This window comes from Nonomuraea phyllanthi, assembly GCF_006334985.2.
GTDB classification, from domain to species: domain Bacteria; phylum Actinomycetota; class Actinomycetes; order Streptosporangiales; family Streptosporangiaceae; genus Nonomuraea; species Nonomuraea phyllanthi.
Genome location: NZ_VDLX02000001.1, coordinates 927,771 through 946,669 on the forward strand (window position 1 = coordinate 927,771; position 18,899 = coordinate 946,669).

General features: G+C 71.6%; 18 protein-coding genes. 5 read left to right on the forward strand and 13 right to left on the reverse strand.

Annotated elements, in window-relative coordinates; all coding sequences use genetic code 11:
• Position 1: 1 nt before the first annotated feature.
• From FH608_RS04370 to FH608_RS04380, 3 genes are all read left to right on the forward strand, one after another.
• Entirely contained in the window at positions 2-805 is an 804-nt protein-coding gene (locus tag FH608_RS04370; RefSeq protein ID WP_139628483.1) for a purine-nucleoside phosphorylase, read from the forward strand.
• 68 nt (positions 806-873) lie between these two features.
• Positions 874-2,493: a phospho-sugar mutase gene (locus tag FH608_RS04375; RefSeq protein ID WP_226899009.1), complete on the forward strand. Its 1,620-nt coding sequence runs from the start codon at positions 874-876 to the stop codon at positions 2,491-2,493.
• A 132-nt stretch (positions 2,494-2,625) separates the two neighbouring features.
• A complete protein-coding gene (locus FH608_RS04380; RefSeq protein ID WP_139628485.1) occupies positions 2,626-4,035 on the forward strand; it encodes an ATP-binding protein in 1,410 nt (469 codons plus the stop codon).
• 8 nt (positions 4,036-4,043) lie between these two features.
• On the opposite strand, the gene FH608_RS04385 is transcribed toward FH608_RS04380, so the two are convergent.
• The 7 genes from FH608_RS04385 to FH608_RS04415 all read right to left on the reverse strand — a co-directional run bounded on the left by FH608_RS04385 (position 4,044) and on the right by FH608_RS04415 (position 9,109).
• Positions 4,044-4,529 carry a GyrI-like domain-containing protein gene (locus tag FH608_RS04385; RefSeq protein ID WP_139628487.1) on the reverse strand — a complete coding sequence of 162 codons (486 nt, stop codon included), beginning with the start codon at positions 4,527-4,529 and terminating at the stop codon, positions 4,044-4,046.
• 16 nt (positions 4,530-4,545) lie between these two features.
• Positions 4,546-5,496 carry a sigma-70 family RNA polymerase sigma factor gene (locus FH608_RS04390; protein WP_139628489.1) on the reverse strand — a complete coding sequence of 317 codons (951 nt, stop codon included), beginning with the start codon at positions 5,494-5,496 and terminating at the stop codon, positions 4,546-4,548.
• On the reverse strand, positions 5,457-6,275 hold the full coding sequence (locus FH608_RS04395; protein WP_139628491.1) for a MerR family transcriptional regulator: 819 nt from the start codon (positions 6,273-6,275) through the stop codon (positions 5,457-5,459). Before FH608_RS04395 ends, FH608_RS04390 begins: the two co-directional genes overlap by 40 nt.
• A gap of 103 nt (positions 6,276-6,378) precedes the next feature.
• Positions 6,379-6,990, reverse strand: a complete 612-nt coding sequence (locus tag FH608_RS04400; RefSeq protein WP_139628493.1) for a hypothetical protein — start codon at positions 6,988-6,990, stop codon at positions 6,379-6,381.
• On the reverse strand, positions 6,987-8,060 hold the full coding sequence (locus FH608_RS04405; protein WP_139628495.1) for an adenosine deaminase: 1,074 nt from the start codon (positions 8,058-8,060) through the stop codon (positions 6,987-6,989). The genes FH608_RS04400 and FH608_RS04405 overlap by 4 nt, the downstream gene beginning before the upstream one ends.
• 94 nt (positions 8,061-8,154) lie before the next feature.
• Complete coding sequence (locus FH608_RS04410; protein ID WP_139628497.1) at positions 8,155-8,505, reverse strand: cupin domain-containing protein; 351 nt, start codon at positions 8,503-8,505, stop codon at positions 8,155-8,157.
• A 4-nt stretch (positions 8,506-8,509) separates the two neighbouring features.
• Complete coding sequence (locus tag FH608_RS04415) at positions 8,510-9,109, reverse strand: AMIN-like domain-containing (lipo)protein (protein WP_139628499.1); 600 nt, start codon at positions 9,107-9,109, stop codon at positions 8,510-8,512.
• Between the two features lie 115 nt (positions 9,110-9,224).
• Between FH608_RS04415 and FH608_RS04420 the strand changes: the two genes are divergently transcribed.
• The gene (locus FH608_RS04420) at positions 9,225-11,105 is read left to right on the forward strand and encodes a hypothetical protein (RefSeq protein ID WP_139628501.1); all 1,881 of its coding nucleotides are present in this window, start codon (positions 9,225-9,227) and stop codon (positions 11,103-11,105) included.
• A 139-nt stretch (positions 11,106-11,244) separates the two neighbouring features.
• Here FH608_RS04420 and FH608_RS04425 read toward each other — a convergent pair whose 3' ends face one another.
• Entirely contained in the window at positions 11,245-12,657 is a 1,413-nt protein-coding gene (locus FH608_RS04425) for an MFS transporter (RefSeq protein WP_226898952.1), read from the reverse strand.
• An 87-nt stretch (positions 12,658-12,744) separates the two neighbouring features.
• On the opposite strand from FH608_RS04425, the gene FH608_RS04430 reads away from it, so the two are divergent.
• Positions 12,745-13,134, forward strand: a complete 390-nt coding sequence (locus FH608_RS04430) for a MarR family winged helix-turn-helix transcriptional regulator (protein WP_139628503.1) — start codon at positions 12,745-12,747, stop codon at positions 13,132-13,134.
• Between the two features lie 43 nt (positions 13,135-13,177).
• Here the strand turns inward: FH608_RS04430 and FH608_RS04435 are convergent, their stop codons facing one another.
• The 5 genes from FH608_RS04435 to FH608_RS04455 are packed head-to-tail and all read right to left on the reverse strand — an operon-like array spanning position 13,178 to position 18,852.
• Positions 13,178-14,455, reverse strand: a complete 1,278-nt coding sequence (locus tag FH608_RS04435) for a thymidine phosphorylase (RefSeq protein ID WP_139628505.1) — start codon at positions 14,453-14,455, stop codon at positions 13,178-13,180.
• A complete protein-coding gene (locus FH608_RS04440; protein ID WP_139628507.1) occupies positions 14,455-14,853 on the reverse strand; it encodes a cytidine deaminase in 399 nt (132 codons plus the stop codon). The genes FH608_RS04435 and FH608_RS04440 overlap by 1 nt, the downstream gene beginning before the upstream one ends.
• Positions 14,850-16,127, reverse strand: coding sequence for an ABC transporter permease (locus tag FH608_RS04445; RefSeq protein WP_139628509.1), 1,278 nt, complete (start codon positions 16,125-16,127; stop codon positions 14,850-14,852). The genes FH608_RS04440 and FH608_RS04445 overlap by 4 nt, the downstream gene beginning before the upstream one ends.
• Complete coding sequence (locus tag FH608_RS04450; protein ID WP_139628511.1) at positions 16,124-17,266, reverse strand: ABC transporter permease; 1,143 nt, start codon at positions 17,264-17,266, stop codon at positions 16,124-16,126. The genes FH608_RS04445 and FH608_RS04450 overlap by 4 nt, the downstream gene beginning before the upstream one ends.
• Complete coding sequence (locus tag FH608_RS04455) at positions 17,266-18,852, reverse strand: ABC transporter ATP-binding protein (protein WP_139628513.1); 1,587 nt, start codon at positions 18,850-18,852, stop codon at positions 17,266-17,268. Before FH608_RS04455 ends, FH608_RS04450 begins: the two co-directional genes overlap by 1 nt.
• Positions 18,853-18,899 lie beyond the last annotated feature (47 nt).

The following is an 18,899-nucleotide window of genomic DNA, read 5'->3' on the forward strand; positions in this document are numbered from 1 at the left end:
TGTGACCAACGACGCATACACCCTGGCCTCCGAGGCCGCCGCGGCTCTGCGGAGCGCGACCGGCCTCGACACCTTCGACGTGGCGCTCGTCATGGGGTCGGGGTGGGTGCCGGCCGCCGACGCGATCGGTGAGACGGTGAGCGAGGTGCCGTTCACCGGCCTGCCCGGCTTCCGGGCGCCCGCCGTGGCGGGCCACGGCGGGAAGATCCGCGTCGTGCGCACCCCCGAGGGGCGGCACGCGCTCGTCTTCCTCGGGCGCACGCACCTGTACGAAGGGCTCGGGGTGGACGCGGTCGTGCACGGCGTACGCACGGCGGCGGCGGCCGGGGTGCGCACGCTGGTGCTCACCAACGCCGCCGGCGGCCTGCGCCCCGAGACCCAGAACGTCGGCGACCCGGTCCTGATCAGCGACCACATCAACCTGACCGGGGCCAACCCGATCACCGGCACCACGTTCATCGACCTCACCGAGGTCTACTCCCGCCGCCTGCGCGCGCTGATCCACGAGATCGACCCGTCCCTCGCCGAAGGGGTCTACGTGGCCTTCCGCGGGCCGACCTACGAGACGCCGGCCGAGATCCGCATGCTGCGCACGCTGGGCGGCGACATGGTCGGCATGTCCACCGTGCTGGAGGCCATCGCCGCCCGCGAGGCGGGCCTGGAGGTGCTCGGCGTCTCCCTGGTGACCAACCCGGGGGCGGGGCTGTCGGGCGAGCCGCTCAACCACGAGGAGGTCCTGGAGGTCGGCCGGGCCACGGCGGCCCGCATGGGCGTCCTGCTGTCCAAGGCGGTGGACCGCCTGTGAGCCGCTCGCACGAGCCGAACCCCCCGGACACCGGCGCCGGTCCTTCCGGCACGGACGCGGACCCGGTCCTGGCGGCGGCCGGGGAGTGGCTGTCGCAGGACCCCGACCCCGAGACCCGCGCGGAGCTCATGGCCCTCCTCAATAGCGGCGACGCGGCCGGGCTGCGTGACCGGTTCGGGGCCAAGCTGGAGTTCGGCACCGCGGGCCTGCGCGGCGAGCTGGGCGCGGGCCCCAACCGGATGAACCGCGTCACCGTCATGCGCGCCGCCGCCGGCCTGGCCCGGGTGCTCGGTCCCGGCAAACACGTGGTCATCGGCCACGACGCGCGCCACAAGTCCGACGTCTTCGCCCGCGACACGGCCGCCGTCCTGACGGGCGCCGGGCTGCACGCCTCGCTCCTGCCGGGGCCGCTGCCCACCCCGGTCCTGGCCTTCGCCGTACGCCATCTCGGGGCCGACGCCGGCGTGACGGTCACGGCCAGCCACAACCCGCCGCGCGACAACGGCTACAAGGTCTACTGGGGCGACGGCTCCCAGATCGTCCCGCCCGTCGACCGCGACATCTCGGCCGCCATCGACGCCGTCGGCCGGGTCGACCGGCTCCCGCTCCACGCGCCCGGCACGCTGACCGAGCTCGGCGACGACATCGTGGCGGCGTACGTCTCCGCCGTGACGGCCCTGCCCCTGGGCGAGGCCCGCGACCTGCGCGTGGCGTACACGCCGCTGCACGGGGTGGGCGCGGCCACGCTGGCCCGCGCCTTCGCGGCGGCCGGCTTCGAGCCCCCGGTGGCCGTCGAGGAGCAGCGCGATCCCGATCCGGACTTCCCCACGGTCTCCTTCCCCAACCCGGAGGAGCCCGGGGCGATGGACCTCGCCGTGGCGCTGGCGGCCAAGCTGGGGGCGGACCTCGTCCTCGCCAACGACCCCGACGCCGACCGGTGCGCGGTGGGGGTGCCGCTGCCCGACGGCACGTGCCGCATGCTGACCGGTGACGAGGTCGGCGGCCTGCTCGCCGAGCACGTGATCACCCACACCACCGGCGACCGCATGGTGGCCACGACCATCGTCTCCTCCACGCTGCTCGGCAAGATCGCCCGAGCGCACGGGGTCCGCTACGGCGAGACGCTGACGGGCTTCAAGTGGATCATGAAGGCGGGTCCGGGGATGGTCTTCGGCTACGAGGAGGCCATCGGCTACGCCGTCGGCTCCGACGCGGGCCTCCCGGTCCGCGACAAGGACGGCATCGGCGCGGCCCTCACGGTGGTCGCCATCGCCGCCGCCGCCAGGCGCTCGGGCCGCACGCTGCTCGACCTCCTCGACGACCAGGCCCGCCGCTACGGCCTGCACGCGACGTCCCAGCTCTCCTTCCGGGTGGACGAGCTCTCCGTGATCGCCGGCGCCATGGCCCGCCTGCGCACCAGCCCGTTCACGACCCTCGGCGACCGGGAGGTGCTCGGGGTGGACGACCTGGCGCGCGGGGACGGCGGCCTGCCGCCCACCGACGGGCTGCGCTACCTGCTGTCGGGCGACGCCCGCGTGCTGGTCCGCCCTTCGGGCACGGAGCCCAAGCTGAAGTGCTACCTGGAGGTCGTCGTCCCGGTGACGGGCGAGGTGGCGGGGGCCCGCGCGCGGGCGGCGCGCGAGCTCGACGCCCTGAAGGCCGGCCTGACCACCCACCTCGGCCTCTGAAACAGAGTCTCCCGTGGCTGACGTCGAGCTTGGTCTCATCCGTGAGACTATTTGCGGACCACAGTCGCAGTACTCAAGGCTTGATACCAACTCCTGCATTAGTCTCACTGATGAGACTATTCAGGAGGGTAGATGGGGCCGTTCATCGGAAGGCGGCGAGAGCTCGCTGTCCTGAATCGTGCGCTGGCGAAGACGGCCCGCGACCGATTCGACCGGCCAGGACGCGCCCTCCTCGTCCGAGGACGCCGCCGGGTCGGGAAGTCAAGGCTGGCGGAGGAGTTCGTCAGGCAGGCGCGGCTTCCTTACCTGTACTACACGGCGACCGGCCAGACGCTGGGTGAGGAGCTGCGCATCTTCCTTGACGAGGCACGCTCATCCAACCTGCCCAGTGCGTCCGTCTTCGCTGATGAACAACCCACGTCGTGGCATGACGCGCTTTCCCTCCTGGCACGCGCCCTGCCGGAAGACTCGCCCGGCATCGTGGTCCTTGACGAGCTGCCATACCTCATCAAGGCGGATCCGGGGTTGGAGGGCGTGCTCCAGAAGCTCTTCGACAGAGAGTTCTCCAGACGGCCCGTGCTGCTGCTCCTCATCGGCTCGGACCTGTCCATGATGGAGGCGATCAACACCCATGGCCGCCCCTTCTACCAGCGGGCGGTCGACTTTCTGGTGAACCCGCTCACCCCGTACGATCTTGCGCAGGCACTGGATCTGCCCCCAGCGGAGGCGTTCGACGCGCACCTTGTTTCGGGCGGGCTGCCGATGATCTGCGAGGAGTGGCCCAAGAGCGGTTCCCTCTGGGCGTACCTGGAGGAAGCGCTCGAAGATCCCCTTTCGGCCTTGGTGGTCAGCGGCGAACGTGCGCTCGCCGCTGAGTTTCCGCCGGAAGCACACGCACGTCAGATCCTCAGCTCCATCGGATCCGGGCAACGCACACATGCCAACATCGCGGCGGCCACCCAGGGCATTCCCCGCGCGACGATGAACCGTGCACTGCAACTCCTTCTGGAGAAGCGCATGATCGTCGCGGACCGGCCGCTCTCGACCCGGCCTTCACGGGAGTCCCGGTATCGAGTGATCGACTCGCATATGCGATTCTGGCTTCGCTTCATCGGATCCCGCCTGACCGACATCGAGCGTGACCGCGGAGACCTGGTCCTGGACCGGATCCGCCGCTCATGGACATCATGGCGAGGGACGGCCATCGAGCCCCTGATCCTCGAGTCCGTTCGCCGCATGGACGACCTGCCCGAGGGGACCGGGGCGATCGGCGGCTATTGGACCAGGAGCAACGATCCCGAGATCGACCTGGTCGGCGCCGACCGGGAACCCGTCGCCAAGGTGATCACCATGGTCGGCTCCGTGAAATGGCTGGAGAACCGGCCGTTCGACCATCATGATCTGAGCGAGCTCATCGTCCACCGCTCCAAGATGCCCGGCGCCGACACCTCGACATCCCTCTACGCGGTGTCCCGCAGTGGGTGCGAGGTGAGCGGCGTCAGGCACATCTCCCCGGAGGAGCTACTCGGCGTCTGGCGGTAGACGGCTCGTCAGGCCAGCCGGAACTGCAGGTCGGTGTCCCAGTTGTTCGGGTCGGGCTCCACCATCGGGTTGGTCCGGTAGAGCTCCAGGCGGCAGCCCCAGTGCTCCGTACCGTCCTTCTCCGTCATGTCCCAGGCCAGCCCCTGCTCGTCGCCCCACGCCAGCATCCCCGAGATCACTCCGGCCAGCTGATCGGGGTGGCCGTGGTGGGACTCGGTGACGTAGCGGCCGGCGGGCAGGACGTCGGCGAAGATGTCGCCCTCGCCCGCCACCGGCGTGGCGACCGGCACTCCGGCCTGCACCACCAGCCGGTCCTCCGGCATGTTGATGCTGTCGTACCGGAGGAAGGGCGCGTCGGCCGGGGAGACGCCGCGTTCGGCGAGCCAGCCGATCAGCCCCGCGATGCGGTCGGCGACGAGGCCGAAGGTGGTCATGGTGATGGTCCTGCGGATCCCGACGTACGGGCGGGCGGGCAGGTCGATGATCTTTGGCATGGTGAATGTTCCTCCTTCACCTCCTGGTACGGAGTGCGTGCCCCAAACTCATCGGCAGATCGAAGAAGGGAAACAGGCCGGGGTCGAGAAAGGTGGTCGTGCCCGCGACGCGGCCGTCCGCGACGTCCAGGACGAGCAGGCCGAACGCCCGCCCTTCGACGTACTGGCCGAAGGCCGGGGAGCCGTTCGCACGGGTGGGCAGCAGGCGGGCGCCCGTGCAGGGCGCGTCGGACGCCAGCAGGACCGCGCGGATGTGCTCGCGCCCGCGCAGCCACCACGTGAACGGCGGCATCGACATCGTCGCGTCCTCGTGCAGCAGCGAGACCAGACCGGTCACGTCGTGGCTCTCGAAGGCCGCGACGTAGCGCGACAGCAGGGCCTCGTCCACCTCCGCGTCCGCGGCGCCCGCCGCGGGGAGTTTGGCGCGCGCCCGCTGCAGCATGCTGTTGACCGACGTGACCGTGGTGGACAGGAGCGTCGCGGTCTCGGCGGCGCTCCACGCCAGCACGTCGCGCAGGATGAGCACGGCCCGCTGCCGGGGCGGCAGGTGGTGCAGGGCCGCGACGAACGCCAGGCGGACGGTCTCCCGGGCCACCGCCGCGTCCTCGGGGACGATGCGGGCGTCCGGGATCGGGTGGATCCAGCGCTCGGGAGGCAGCGGCGGGCCGAGGTCGGCGCCAGGGACGGCGGCGGGCCCCAGGTCCATGGCGCGGGCGCGGCGCTGCGGGCCGCGCAGCATGTCGAGGCAGACATTGGTGGCCAGGTGGAACAGCCACGGGCGCAGCGGCCCGCGCCCCGGATCGTACGTGCGCCACGCCCTGACGAACGTCTCCTGCACCGCGTCCTCGGCCTCGAACCCCGAGCCCAGCATGCGGTAGCAGTAGCCGGTCAGCTCGGCCCGGTGTGCTTCCAGCCGCGTGGCGTCCACTAGGTCGCGGTCACCTCGATCTGAAGCTCCGTGACCCATTCGTCCAGGTTATCCGGGCAGTGCAGCGAGACCTCCCGCGCCAGGCCGGAGGACCGGTAGCCGTTCTCCTCGATCCAGTGGGCCAGCGCCTGGAACGTCGGCCCCACCTGCTCCATCGACCCGTGGTGGATGATCGTGGCCGCCGTCTCGACGCGGGGCAGGTCCACCACCTCCACGTCGCCGACGTCGCCGTCGCCCACGGCGACCGGCAGGCAGGCGTGCACCATGACCGAGCCGTCACCCTCCTCCTCGTAGTAGGCGATGCCGGGCCCCGTGACGCGGAGGGACGCCGCCTCCACCCTGCGGCAGACCTCCCGGAACAGCGGCTGGATGACGGGCCCGATGTGCTCGCCCTCGTAGCTGGCGGCCCTCGCGGCGAGCTGGGCGACCCGGACCGGGCCCAGGCTCTTCAGAACGACCTCCGCCGTCCGCATGTGCCCCTCCCTCTCGATCGTACGGAGCCGCGCCTCGACCCCCCGCAGCCTGGCCAGATCCGCGCTGATCTGGGCTTCGAGCTGGGCGCGGCGCAGGCGTACCATGCCGTGCAGCTCCTCCGCGCTGACCTTCTCGTCCAGGATCGCCCTGACCTGTTCCAGTGTGAAGCCGAGGTCCTTGATGGCGACGATCCGGTTGAGCCTGGACAGCTGCGCGGCCTGGTAGGACCGGTAGCCGGTGACCGGGTCCACGTGTGCGGGGCGTAGCAGGCCGATGGCGTCGTAGTGGCGCAACATGCGCACCGACACCAGCCCGAGCCTGGCGAAGTCTCCGATGCTGAACATGACCCCTCCAGGTGTAGGGCCTCACACGATGTCAGGGTCAACCCGAGGCGAGACGACCGGGCCCGGGGGCCGGGCCTCGGGGACGGTGCTCAGCGCTCCGGGATCAGCCGGCGAGGATCGCCGCGACCACCAGCGCCACGGCCGCGACCACCGCCGCGATGGCGTCGTAGGACCACGTCACCCGGGCCGGAGTCGCCTCCTCGTCGCGCCGCCTGGCCGCCTCGGCGCGGTCGCGGATCTGCTCGCCCACCCAGTCGGCGTGCGTCTTGCCCGCGAACGCGTCCACCGCCGCCTGCTCCGACCTCGACAGCGTGGGCTCGGTGCGGTAGCGCCCGCGCTGCTGCCTGGGCGCCGAGCGCCGCTGCGCCTTGGCCCGCTCGCGGGCGGTGCTCATCGGCGTCCACAGCCGCAGCACCCGACCGCCGCCGTGCTCGACGTTGATGGAGTGGGAGACCGTCACGTCCTCGACCGAGGCCCACGGCAGGTACGTGGTGCGCAGCGGGTTGCGCCCCACCAGCTCGCCTTCCGTGAACACGGTGGCGGGCCGCAGCGCGACCACGTAGACCAGCGCCGTCAGCGCCCCCAGCACGGCCAGCGCCACCATCGACGCCTGGCCGGTGTAGTGGGCGATCAGGTCCCACACGTTGAACGCGACGAAGGCCAGCCACACCCAGCCGAGCACGAAAGCGGTCCTGGACCGGTAGGTCTGCTTCACGGCTGCCACTTCAGCTGCGCGAACCCCGGCTTGATCACGCCGTTGATCAGCGCCAGCCGCTCGTCGAACGGGAGGAACGCCGACTTCATCGCGTTGACCGCGAACCACTGCAGGTCGTCCCAGCCGTAGCCGAACGCCTCGACCAGCTTGGCGAACTCCCCCGACACGCTGGTCGAGCTCATCAGCCGGTTGTCGGTGTTGACCGTGACCCGGAAGTGCAGGCGCCGCAGCAGCCCGATGGGGTGCTCGGCGATCGACGCGGCGGCCCCGGTCTGCAGGTTGGAGGTGGGACACATCTCCAGCGGGATGCGCTTGTCGCGCACGTACGCCGCCAGCCGCCCCAGCTTCGCGGACCCGTCACCGGCCACGGAGATGTCGTCGATGATGCGCACGCCGTGCCCCAGCCGGTCGGCGCCGCACCACTGGATCGCCTGCCAGATCGACGGCAGCCCGAACGCCTCGCCCGCGTGGATGGTGAAGTGGGCGTTCTCCCGCTGGAGGTACTCGAACGCGTCGAGATGGCGGGTGGGAGGGTAGCCGGCCTCGGCCCCCGCGATGTCGAACCCCACCACGCCCACGTCGCGGTAGCGCACGGCCAGCTCGGCGATCTCCATGGAGCGCGCCTTGTGCCGCATGGCCGTGAGCAGCGTGCCGACCCGGATACCGCGCCCCTCGGAGCCCTTCCTGAACCCGTCGAGCACCGCCTCGACGACCTCGTCGAGGCTCAGCCCCCTGGTGGTGTGCTGCTCGGGCGCGAAGCGCACCTCGGCGTAGACCACGCCGTCGTCCGCGAGGTCCTCGGCGCACTCGGCGGCCACCCGCTCCAGCGACTCGCGCGTCTGCATGACGCCGACGGTGTGCTCGAACGTCTCCAGATAGCGCTCCAGCGAGCCCGAGTCGGACGCCTCCTCGAACCAGCGGCGCAGGTGGTCGGGGTCGTCGGTGGGCAGCCGGTCGTAGCCGGTCTCCCTGGCGAGCTCGACGATCGTCCCGGCGCGGAGCCCGCCGTCGAGGTGATCGTGCAGCAGCACCTTGGGAGCCCGCCGGATCTCGTCAAGCGTGGGACTCATCTCGCCATGATAGGACGTCCTCCCGGATGCGGCTCAGCGCCGCCTGCCGCCTGCCGTTCGCGGGGTACGGCCCGGCCGCGCCCGGGGACGTTCCTCAGTCGCGGCCCGCGCCGTCCGCCGAGAAGGCGGGCAGGCACACCGCGATGTACTCGGCCCCCTCGGGACCCGCGCTGTAGCGGACCTTCTCCCCCGGCGACGTGACCACCGACTGCCCGGCCGACACCTCCGTCGTGCCCTCGGCGTGCTCCACCATCACCAGGCCGCGCAGCACCACGGTGTACTCGGTGAACTGCGGCCGCTGCGGCGGCTCCTCCCAGCCGGGCGGAGCCGTCATGTGGGCGATGGATATCGCGTCGTCACCGCTGCTGACGCGCCCGATGTGCTCGTCGATGACCTTGTCGCCAGGGACCGGTATGCGGGCCGGGCCCTCGATCTTTCTCACCACGAGGTCAGTGTGCCACGTCGATGATCAGGCGGTTGGGACCGCCCTGCTCGTTGAGCTGGAACGCCGCCTGCCTGGCCAGCACCAGCCCGATGCCGACGTGGCCCTCGAAGTCGCCGGTCCTGACCACCTCGGTGAGGTTGCCCAGGTCGGCGGGGAAGACCGGACCGCCGCCCCACGTGGGCCGGCCGCTCTCGTCGTGGGCGTTCGCGGGGAAGAGCGTGAGCTGGAGGTACGCGCCGCCGCGCACCTCGATGGGCTCGCCCGATCCGCTCTGCAGGAACTGCTCCACCCAGGTGACGTTGTAGCCGGGGATCTCGCCCTTGAGGTCGACGACCACGCGGTCGTAAGTGTCGTGCGCGGCGTACCGCACGCCGGTCACGACGGCGGGCTCCGCGCCGTCGCGCTGGACGTCCACCTCGGCCGTGCTCGTCGGCGTGTCGGGCCTGGCCGGCCCGGAGACGGACGGCGTGTCAGGCAGCGCGGTCCGGGTGGCCGTGCCACAGGCGGTGAGCAGAGCCAGGCAGGCGAGCAGAGCCAGGCAGGCGGGCGGGACCACGGCACGGGAGCGCGGTGACCGGCGCGCGATCGGGGATGACGGGCGCATGCCCGGTAGATGCCCAGCTTGCGGGGCGGCAAGCGGCCGTTGGGCGCGGGTTTCCCGGCCTTTCGCGGGACCGATGCCGCCCTCTACGCTGAACAGCCCACAAGGAGTCAACTACATGAATAAAGCCTCTGATTTACCGATTTTCCTGGCGAATTACGGGCCGTCGTTCGCCAGGACCGCGTACCTGCTGACCGCCGACCAGAACCGCGCCCACGACCTGGCGGTCGCCGCCCTCGTCGCGGTGGGCCGCCGTTGGTCCTCCGTCCGCTGGAACGACCCCGTCCATGCGGCGCTGCGGGAGCTGTACGGGCGCTACCTGGGCGTCAGGGGGGCGCCCGCGCTCGGGGGCCACGCGCTGGCCGCGCTGCCGCCCAAGGCGCGCGCCGCGCTGGTGGCGCGCTTTCACGACGGGTTGACCGCGGAGCAGGCGACGGCGGTCACGGGCCTGTGGACCGCCGTACTCGACGCGGAGGCCCACCAGGCATACACCCGGCTACGCACCGCCCACCCCGAACTCTTCGCCGACGGCCTGTCGGCAGCCGAAGCGCCGCCGGCGGCGGGCGCTCAGGAGGGGCCGGCGGACATCCATGCGCCATGGGCGGCCCCCTCGGGTTGGGCAGGCGCGGCGCCGCCGGCCTCGGACCGGGCGGGCGCGGGACCGGCGGGAGCGGTATCAGCGGGTGAGCAGCCGCCGAGCGCGGAGCCGGCGGGCGGGCAGACCGCAGGCGCAGAACCGGCGGGCGGGCAGGCGGCGAACACGGAACCAACGGACACGGAGCCGGCGGGCGGGCAGACGCCGGGCGGGGAAGCCGTGAGTGCGCCTGCGGCGTGGGCGGCGCCTGTCCAGGCGAGGGACTTCGTACCGGCCGCAGACGAGCCAGGACTGCGCGCCGCTCTGATCCGGGTGGCGGCCGAGATGTCGCGTACGGGTCTCACCGAACCCGTCCTGAGCAGTCTCGCCAGGCGCCGCAGGATCCGCCTGGCCACGTGGACGGCCGTGTCCCTGGGTACGGTGGGCGCGTTCGCCGCCCTGGTCGTGGCCGGCCTGAGCTCCATCGCCGACACCCTCGACCGCATGCCCGCCACCGCCCTCGACGCCACCCCCGACCAGGTCCCCGAGCCGCTGCCGGCCACGCTGGACGACCCGATCGGCTCGGCGTACCTGGGCTGGTGCGAGGGCGGCGGCCGCGCCAGGAACTCCAGCGACCCCAGGCCCTGCGAGCAGTGGCGGCTCGTGACCACGTCGGGCAGGGAGTGGCGGCTGGAGGGCGCGCGGTCGGGCTACGACGAGACGACCTTCGCCACGCTGCCGCTCGCCATCAGCCACGACGGCCACCGCCTGGCCTACCGCGACCTCAAGGGCTCGTACGTCGTCCGCGACCTGCGCACCGGGACGGTCAGGACGATCGACCTGCGGCACCGCGAGGCGCTCCCGCACATCACGTCCTCCCCCAACGGCCGCTACTTCGCCCTCGACTTCGGCGCGGCCGACAGCGCGGTGCTGGACTTCGACACCGGCGTGACCAGGCACAGCGCCGGGCGCGAGGTCAGGATCCTCGCCGTGGGGGACGACGGCACGCGGGTGGTGAGCGACGAGCGGGACGTGGAGAACGTACCGGGCCACGCCTCCCTCACCACGCTCACGGTCCAGCGGGCGAACGGCCCCGCGGGCCGCTACCGCATCGACCCCGACCTGATCGCGTACGGCGCCGCGCTCTCCCCCGACGGCCGCACGCTGGCCCTGGTGGCGGAGGGGGAGAGGCTCGTCACCATGGACGCCCGTACGGGCCGCGTCACCGGCCGCCGTACGGCGATCGACGACTACCAGGTGCTCGCGGTGGAGCGCTGGCTGAGCGCGGACGAGGTGCTGGTCCGCCAGACGGACGACGAGTACGCCGTCCTGACCAAGGTCGACGTGCGGTCGGGCACGAGCGAGTCCGCGGACTACGAGATCGAGCCGCTCGACTACGACTCGCCGATCGGCGCGCTGGAATGAGCGCGGGCCCGCCGTGTCGCCCGGCGGCCCGTCCAGCCCGTCCGCGTGACCAGGCGGCGCCGTCCAGTCCGTCCGCGTGACCAGGCGGGCCCGTCGAGCCCGTCCGCGTGACCAGGCGGTCTCGCGGAGCGGGCCCGTGTCAGACGGTCTCGTAGACCGGCGCCTCCCGCTCCGCCTGGCCGACGGCCGGGACCCGGCGGGCGCGCAGGCCGGTCGCCGAGATCGCCAGGCCGACCAGGGCCAGCACCAGCGACACCACGATGGCCGAGCGCAGCGCGCCGATCGAGAGCGTCTCGCCGCCGCCCGAGGTGAGCACGGCGGTGACCACGGCCAGCACGATCGCGCCGCCCACCTGGCCGGAGGTGTTGAGCAGTCCCGAGGCCAGCCCCTGCTCGTCGTCGTCCACGCCACTGGTGGCCTGGATGTTGAGCGAGGGGAACGACAGCGCGAACGCGGTGCCCATGAGGATCATGCCGGGGATCACCAGGCCGCCCAGGCTCGGGTCGCGGTCGATGCCGAGGAAGAACGCGTACCCGCCGGCCAGCGCGGCGGAGCCGATGACGATCAGCTTGCCGGTGCCGAACCGGTCGGCGAAGTCGCCCATCTTGGTCGAGGTGACCGCGACGAGCAGGCCCGCGGGCAGGAACGCCATGGCCGTGCCGAGGGCGGACCAGCCGAGGAGGTTCTGGAAGTACTGCATGGCCACGAACTGAAAGGCGACGTACGAGCCCATGAGGATGAGCAGCCCCAGGTTGGCGCGGACGATGTGGCCGGAACGCAGGAGGCCGAGGCGTACCAGCGGGTGGCGCGTCCGCAGCTCGGCGAGCACGAACAGGCCGAGCAGCACCGCCACCGCGACCAGCGAGCCGATCGTCTGGAGCGAGGCCCAACCGGCCTCGGGCGCCTGCACGACGGTGAACACGAGCAGCAGCATAGACGCGCTGATCAGCACGGCGCCGATCAGGTCGTGGCCGCCCTCGGCCCGCTCGTCCCTGCCGCGCAGCACCCTCGGCGCGATGATCAGCGCGAGGATCGCGACGGGCACCGGCATCAACAGCGTCCAACGCCAGCCGATCTCGGTGAGCAGGCCGGACAGCACGAGGCCGAGCGAGTAGCCGCTTGCGCCGCAGGCGGTGAAGATGCTCAACGCCCTGTTGCGCTCCGGCCCCTCGGGAAAGGTGGTCGTGATGATCGACAACGCCGCGGGAGCGGTGAAGGCGGCGGCCACCCCCTTGACGAACCGGGCCGCGATCAGCAGCCCGCCGTCGTCCACAATGCCACCCAGCAACGACGCCACGGCGAAGACACCCAAGGCGACCAGGAAAACCCTGCGCCGCCCGAGCAGGTCGGCGGTCCTGCCCCCGAGCAACAGAAGACCGCCGTAGCCGAGCACGTAGCCGCTGACCACCCACTGCAAGGAGGACGTGCTCAGGCCCAGATCGTGCTGGATGGCGGGCAGGGCCACGCCGACCATCGAGACGTCCAGGGCGTCAAGAAATATCACTGCGCAGAGCACGGCGAGCGCGCCCCAACGGGATGAGGAAGAAGACATGGGACAGAACAATACATGCAGGTGCATCTTATGCAAGAGAATTTAATGCCGTTGCATGAGATTTGGCGAAGTGGTAACCTCCGCGACATGGACGAGGAGTTCGTGGTCGACACCTGGCATTACGTCCTGGCCAAGCACAGCAAGGCCATGTGCGCGCTGGAGCGCGAGCTGGGCGATCGGCACGGGCTGGGGCCGAGCGAGTTCGAAGTGCTCGACCGGATGGTCCATCACGACAGGAAGCTGCGCATCCAGGAGCTCTGCGACGAGGTCCACCTGAGCCAGAGCGCCCTGTCGCGGGTGGTCGCCCGCCTGGAGAAGGCCGCGCTCGTGTCGCGCGTGGTGTGCGACGCCGACCGGCGCGGCGTGTTCGTGTGCATCACGGAGGCCGGCCGGGCCCGCCACGCCGAGGCGCTCCCGACGCAGCGCGCCGTCCTGACAGAGATCTTCGACGACGCCCCGGCCGCGCTGACGCGCTGAGCTCGCGCGGGCCGAGCGGCAGGGGCGTGCCTGAGGGGGCGGCTCAGGCGGTGATGCGGTCGATCACCAGGGGCAGCCGCTCCTCGTCCACCGGACCCACCGCGTAGGCCCCCTCCAGCGCCTCCAGCGCCCGCGAGAACCTCCCGGTCTCGTCCGCGTGCAACGTCATCAGGGGCTGTCCCTCGTGCACCAGGTCCCCGGGCTTGGCGTGCAGCGTGACGCCGGCCCCGAAGGAGACGGGGTCCTCCTTGCGCGCCCGCCCGGCCCCCAGCCGCCATGCCGCGAGGCCCACCGCGTACGCGTCCAGCCGGGTCAGCACCCCTGACGCGGGCGCGGAGACGGTCAGCGTCTCCGCCGCGCGGGGCAGCAGCGCGTCCGGGTCACCGCCCTGGGCGGCGATCATGCGCCGCCAGGCGTCCATGGCCGACCCGTCCGCCAGCGCCTTGGCGGGGTCCTTTCCGGCGGACACCCCGGCGGCCTCCAGCATCTCCTGAGCCAGCCGTACGGTGAGCTCCACCACGTCGGCGGGCCCGCCACCGCCGAGCACCTCGACGGCCTCCGCGACCTCCAGCGCGTTGCCCACGGCGCGCCCCAGCGGCCGATCCATCGCGGTCAGCAGCGCCACCGTGCGCACGCCGGCGTCCGTCCCGAGGGCGACCATGGTCTCGGCCAGCTCCCTGGCTGTCTCCGGGGTCTTCATGAACGCCCCCGAGCCCACCTTCACGTCCAGGACGAGCGAGCCGGTGCCCTCGGCGATCTTCTTCGACATGATCGACGAGGCGATCAGCGGGATGGACTCGACGGTGCCGGTGACGTCGCGCAGGGCGTACAGCTTCTTGTCGGCCGGCGCCAGCCCCGAGCCGGCGGCGCAGACGACCGCGCCCGCCGCGCGCAGGACGTGCAGCATCTCGTCGTTGGAGAGCGAGGCCCGCCAGCCGGGGATCGACTCCAGCTTGTCGAGCGTGCCGCCGGTGTGGCCGAGGCCACGGCCGGACAGCTGCGGCACGTACGCCCCGCAGGCCGCCACCAGCGGCGCCAGCGGCAGCGTGATCTTGTCGCCGACGCCGCCCGTGGAGTGCTTGTCGGCGGTCGGCCGGTCGAGCGCGGACCAGTCCATGCGCTCGCCCGAGCGGATCATGGCCTGGGTCCAGCCGGCGATCTCCCGGCGGTTCATGCCGTTGAGCAGGATGGCCATGGCCAGCGCGGACATCTGCTCGTCGGCGACGCCGCCGCGGGTGTAGGCGTCGATCACCCAGTCGATCTGGGCCGCGGTCAGCTCCCCGCCGTCGCGCTTGGCGCGGATGACCTCGATGGCGTCCATCAGGCGCTCCGGCTGAGATCCTGCGGGCCGAACGCGTACGGCAGGATCTCGGCCATGCGCTTCGGCCCGTCCACGGTCTCGACCAGCAGTTCCTCGCCGCCGAACTCGTAGAGGAGCTGGCGGCAGCGCCCGCACGGCATGAGCAGCTCGCCGTGCCCGTCGACGCAGGTGAACGCCACCAGCCGGCCACCGCCCGACGCCTGCAGCGCCGACACGAGGCCGCACTCGGCGCACAGGCCCACGCCGTAGGAGGCGTTCTCGACGTTGCAGCCGGTGACGACCCTTCCGTCGTCCACCAGCGCCGCCGCGCCCACGGGGAACTTCGAGTACGGGGCGTACGCGCTGCGCATGGCCTCGGCGGCGGCCTCCCGCAGGCCGTCCCAGTCGATGGTGGTCAATGTTGCTCCCCCCGGCGATAGCTCACGCCGTCGGCCTTGGGCATTCGCAGGCGCTGCGACGCCACCAGCAGCACGAGCAGCGTGAGCACGTGTGGTGTGATGAAGACGAACTCGTTGGGCAGCTGGTCGACGGTCAGCCACAGCCAGAAGAGCACGACCATGCCCGCGGCGGCGACCGCCATCAGCGTGTAGTCCTTGGCGCTCCTGACCGCCAGGTCGGCGGGCCGGCCCGGCGCCAGCATCCGGCGGGCCATGATGACCAGGTAGGCGAGCAGCAGCACGGCGCCGAACAGGAAGAACGACGTGATCGCCCCGTTGCTGCGCAGTTGCAGGCCGTCGGCGTAGCCGAACAGCGAGGCCCCGATCGCGAGCCCGCCGGGACGCCAGTTGCCGAAGATCATGGCGGCCAGGCCGATGAAGCCGCGCCCGGCCGTCTGGCCCTCGACGTACTTGGTGGAGACGAAGACCAGGAACACGCCGCCGAGCCCGGCGAAGGCGCCGGAGATCACGACCGCGAGGTACTTGATCAGGTAGACGTTCACGCCCAGCGACTCGGCAGCCCACGGGTTCTCGCCCGCCGAGCGCAGGCGGAGGCCGAACGCCGTGCGCCAGATCACGTAGAACGTCAGGGGCAGCAGCAGGACCGCCAGGATGACCAGCACGTTCACATTGTGCGTGAGCCCGCGCAGGATGCCGGCGATGTCGGAGAGCAGGAACCAGTGCGTCTGCTCCAGCTTGCCCAGCAGGTCGGGCCCGTCGGACAGCAGGGGCAGGCTTGGCCTCGGCGGGGAGCCGATCGCGGGTGAGCTCGTGATGCCCGCGCCCGCCTCGGCCGCCGGCGTGCCCTCCTTGTAGAGGACCTCGGACAGGAAGCGGGTGATGCCAGGGCCGAGCAGGTTGATCGCGACGCCGCTGACGATGTGGTCGACGCCGAACGTGACGGTGGCGACGGCGTGGATGAGGCCGCCGAGCGCGCCGCCGAGCAGCCCGGCCAGCAGCGCGGCCAGGGGGCCCCACTGGTATCCGGCCCACCCGGCGAACCAGGTGCCGAGCACCATCATGCCTTCGAGGCCGATGTTGACGACGCCGGCCCGCTCGGACCACAGGCCGCCGAGACCGGCCAGGCCGATCGGCACCGACAGCATCAGCGCCGCTCCGAACGTGCCGGACGAGGTGATGTCGTCCTCGCCCGTCACGACGCGCACCAGCGACATCAGCAGGATGAGCGCGGCGACGCCGATGAGCGCCACGTGGTACTTGCCGATCCGCGTCATGCCGCCACCTCAACCGGAGTGTTGCTGCCGAGTTGCTGGGCGGCCCGCCGTTCTTCGAGTCTGAGCGCCAGCCGGTTGGTCACCTCGTTCGCCACGACCACGAGCAGGACGATGACGCCCTGGATGATCGTGACCACGGACGCCGGGACCTCCGCGATCTGCAGCGCGCCCTGCGCCCGGTCGAGGAAGGCGAACAGCAGCGCGGCGAACGCGATGCCGACCGGCTTGTTCCTGCCGAGCAGGGCCACCGCGATGCCGAGGAAGCCGAGGCCGGCGGTGAAGTTGGAGTTGAAGGCGCCCCTGTCACCGAGGATCTCGGGCAGGCCGATGAGCCCGGCGATCGCCCCGGACATCACCATCGCCGCGATGATCATCTTTCTCGGGTCGACGCCCGAGGCGAGCGCCGCCGGGCCGTTGAGGCCGCTGGCCTTGACGCCGAAGCCGAAGCGGGTGCGCTCCAGCACCGCCCAGACCACCACGCCGAGCACGACCGCCAGGAGCAGGAAGCCCCACACGCCGCCGCCGCGGGTGGGCGGGGGCTGCCCGAACCAGTCGAAGATGAAGTTGATGTTGGGGAACATCGCCGACTCCCCCAGCTTGGGGGTGGTCGTCGTGAGCTGCCCCTCGGCGCGCTCCCCCGCGAACGGCCCCCGGACGAGGAAGGACGTCAGGTTGATCGCGATGTAGTTGAGCATGATCGTGGCGATGACCTCGTTCACGCCCCTGGTCACCTTCATGACCGCGGGGATCAGCGCGTAGAGGCCGCCGACGGCCGCCGCGACCACGACGATCACCGCGATCTGGATCGGCGCGGGCGCGGTGAACGTCGAGCCCACGTACGCCGCGACGATGGCGGCGAGGCGGTACTGGCCCTCCACGCCGATGTTGAAGAGGTTCATGCGGAAGCCGACGGCCACCGCCAGGCCGGAGATGAACAGCGGCACCGACCGGTTGAGGAACGCCGCGATGTTGTTCGACACCGACCGCTCGCTCGCGCCGAAGTCGAAGAACGCGGTGAGCGCGGCGACCGGGTCGGCGCCCGCGGCGATGATCGCCACGCTGGAGATCGCGATCGCGAGGACGATGGCGACGACGGCGCCGACGACGGTGAGCAGCGCCCGGTTGAGCCCTGCGGGCATCACGACTCCTCGGTGCCGGCGATGGCGCCGGTCATGTAGCCGCCCAGCCTCTCGGGCGTGATGTCGGTCGGGTCGAGCGCGGCCACGATCCGCCCCCGGTAGATGACGCGCAGCGTGTCGGACAGGCCGATCAGCTCGTCGAGGTCGGCGGAGATGAGCAGCACGGCCAGCCCGGCCGCCCTGGCGTCACGCAGGTGGTCCCAGATGGCGGCCTGCGCCCCGACGTCCACGCCGCGCGTGGGGTGGGCGGCGATGAGGAACTTCGGCTCGCCGCTCATCTCGCGGCCGACGATCAGCTTCTGCTGGTTGCCGCCCGACAGGGCCAGGGCGAGCGTGTCGACGCCGGGGGTGCGGACGTCGTACGCCTCGACGATGCGCTGGGTGTCGGCCCTGGAGGCGCGCCGGTTGACCCAGATGCCGCGGCGCGCGGGCTTCCTGGTCTGGTGGCCGAGGACGCGGTTCTCCCACAGCGAGGCCTCCAGCAGCAGGCCCTGCCGGTGGCGGTCCTCGGGGATGTAGCCGATGCCGGACTCCCTGCGCCGCAGCGTGGACCAGCCGCTGATGTCCTGGCCGGCCAGCTCGATGGTGCCGTGCGCGGGCCGGATGCCCATGATGGCCTCGATCAGCTCCGACTGGCCGTTGCCCTCGACCCCGGCGATGCCCAGGATCTCGCCCTGGTGGATCTCGAACGACACGTCGTCGAGGAGCAGCCGCCTGCCCTCCTCGCGCAGCTTGGCGGGGTCGGCGCCGGGGCGGTGGCCGTCGGCCCCCATGGTGAGGTTGCCGATCTTCAGCGTCACGACGTCGGTCACGGTGGACTCGCGCGTCTCCGGGGTGGGCAGCTCGCTGCCGACCATCAGCTCGGCCAGCTGGCGTGCGGTGACGTCGCCGGGATCGACGCTGGCGACGGTGGTGCCGCGCCGGATCACGGTGATCTCGTCGGCGATGCCCAGCACCTCGTCGAGCTTGTGCGAGATGAAGATGACGGTCAGGCCCTCGGACTTCAGCTCGCGCAGGTTCTGGAAGAGCTCCTCGACCTCCTGCGGCACGAGCACGGCCGTCGGCTCGTCGAGGATGAGGATGCGCGCGCCCCGGTAGAGGACCTTGAGGATCTCCACGCGCTGGCGGTCGCCGACGCCGAGGTCCTCCACGAGCTTGTCGGGGTCGACCCGCAGGCCGTGGCTCTCGGCCAGCTCGGTGATGCGCCTCCTGGCGAAGGCGGTGTCGAGCCGGGCGAACTTCTTCGGCTCGGCGCCGAGGACGATGTTCTCCAGCACGGTGAGGTTGTCGGCCAGCATGAAGTGCTGGTGGACCATGCCGATGCCGACCTCAATGGCGTCGCTCGGCGTGCGGAAGCTCACTTCCTCGCCGTTGACCCTGATGGTGCCCTCGTCCGGCTTCTGCATGCCGTACAGGATCTTCATCAGCGTCGACTTGCCCGCGCCGTTCTCCCCCACGATGGCGTGCACCGTGCCGGGTCGGACGGTGATGCGGATGTCGTGGTTCGCGACGACACCGGGGAAACGCTTGGTGATGCCCTCCAGCTCTACGGCGGGTCGCGCCGTGGCCAGGGTGTCAGCACTCATTGCCTCTCCTAGCGGGGGGCGGGGGATAGACAGAAGGCCCGAAGTGG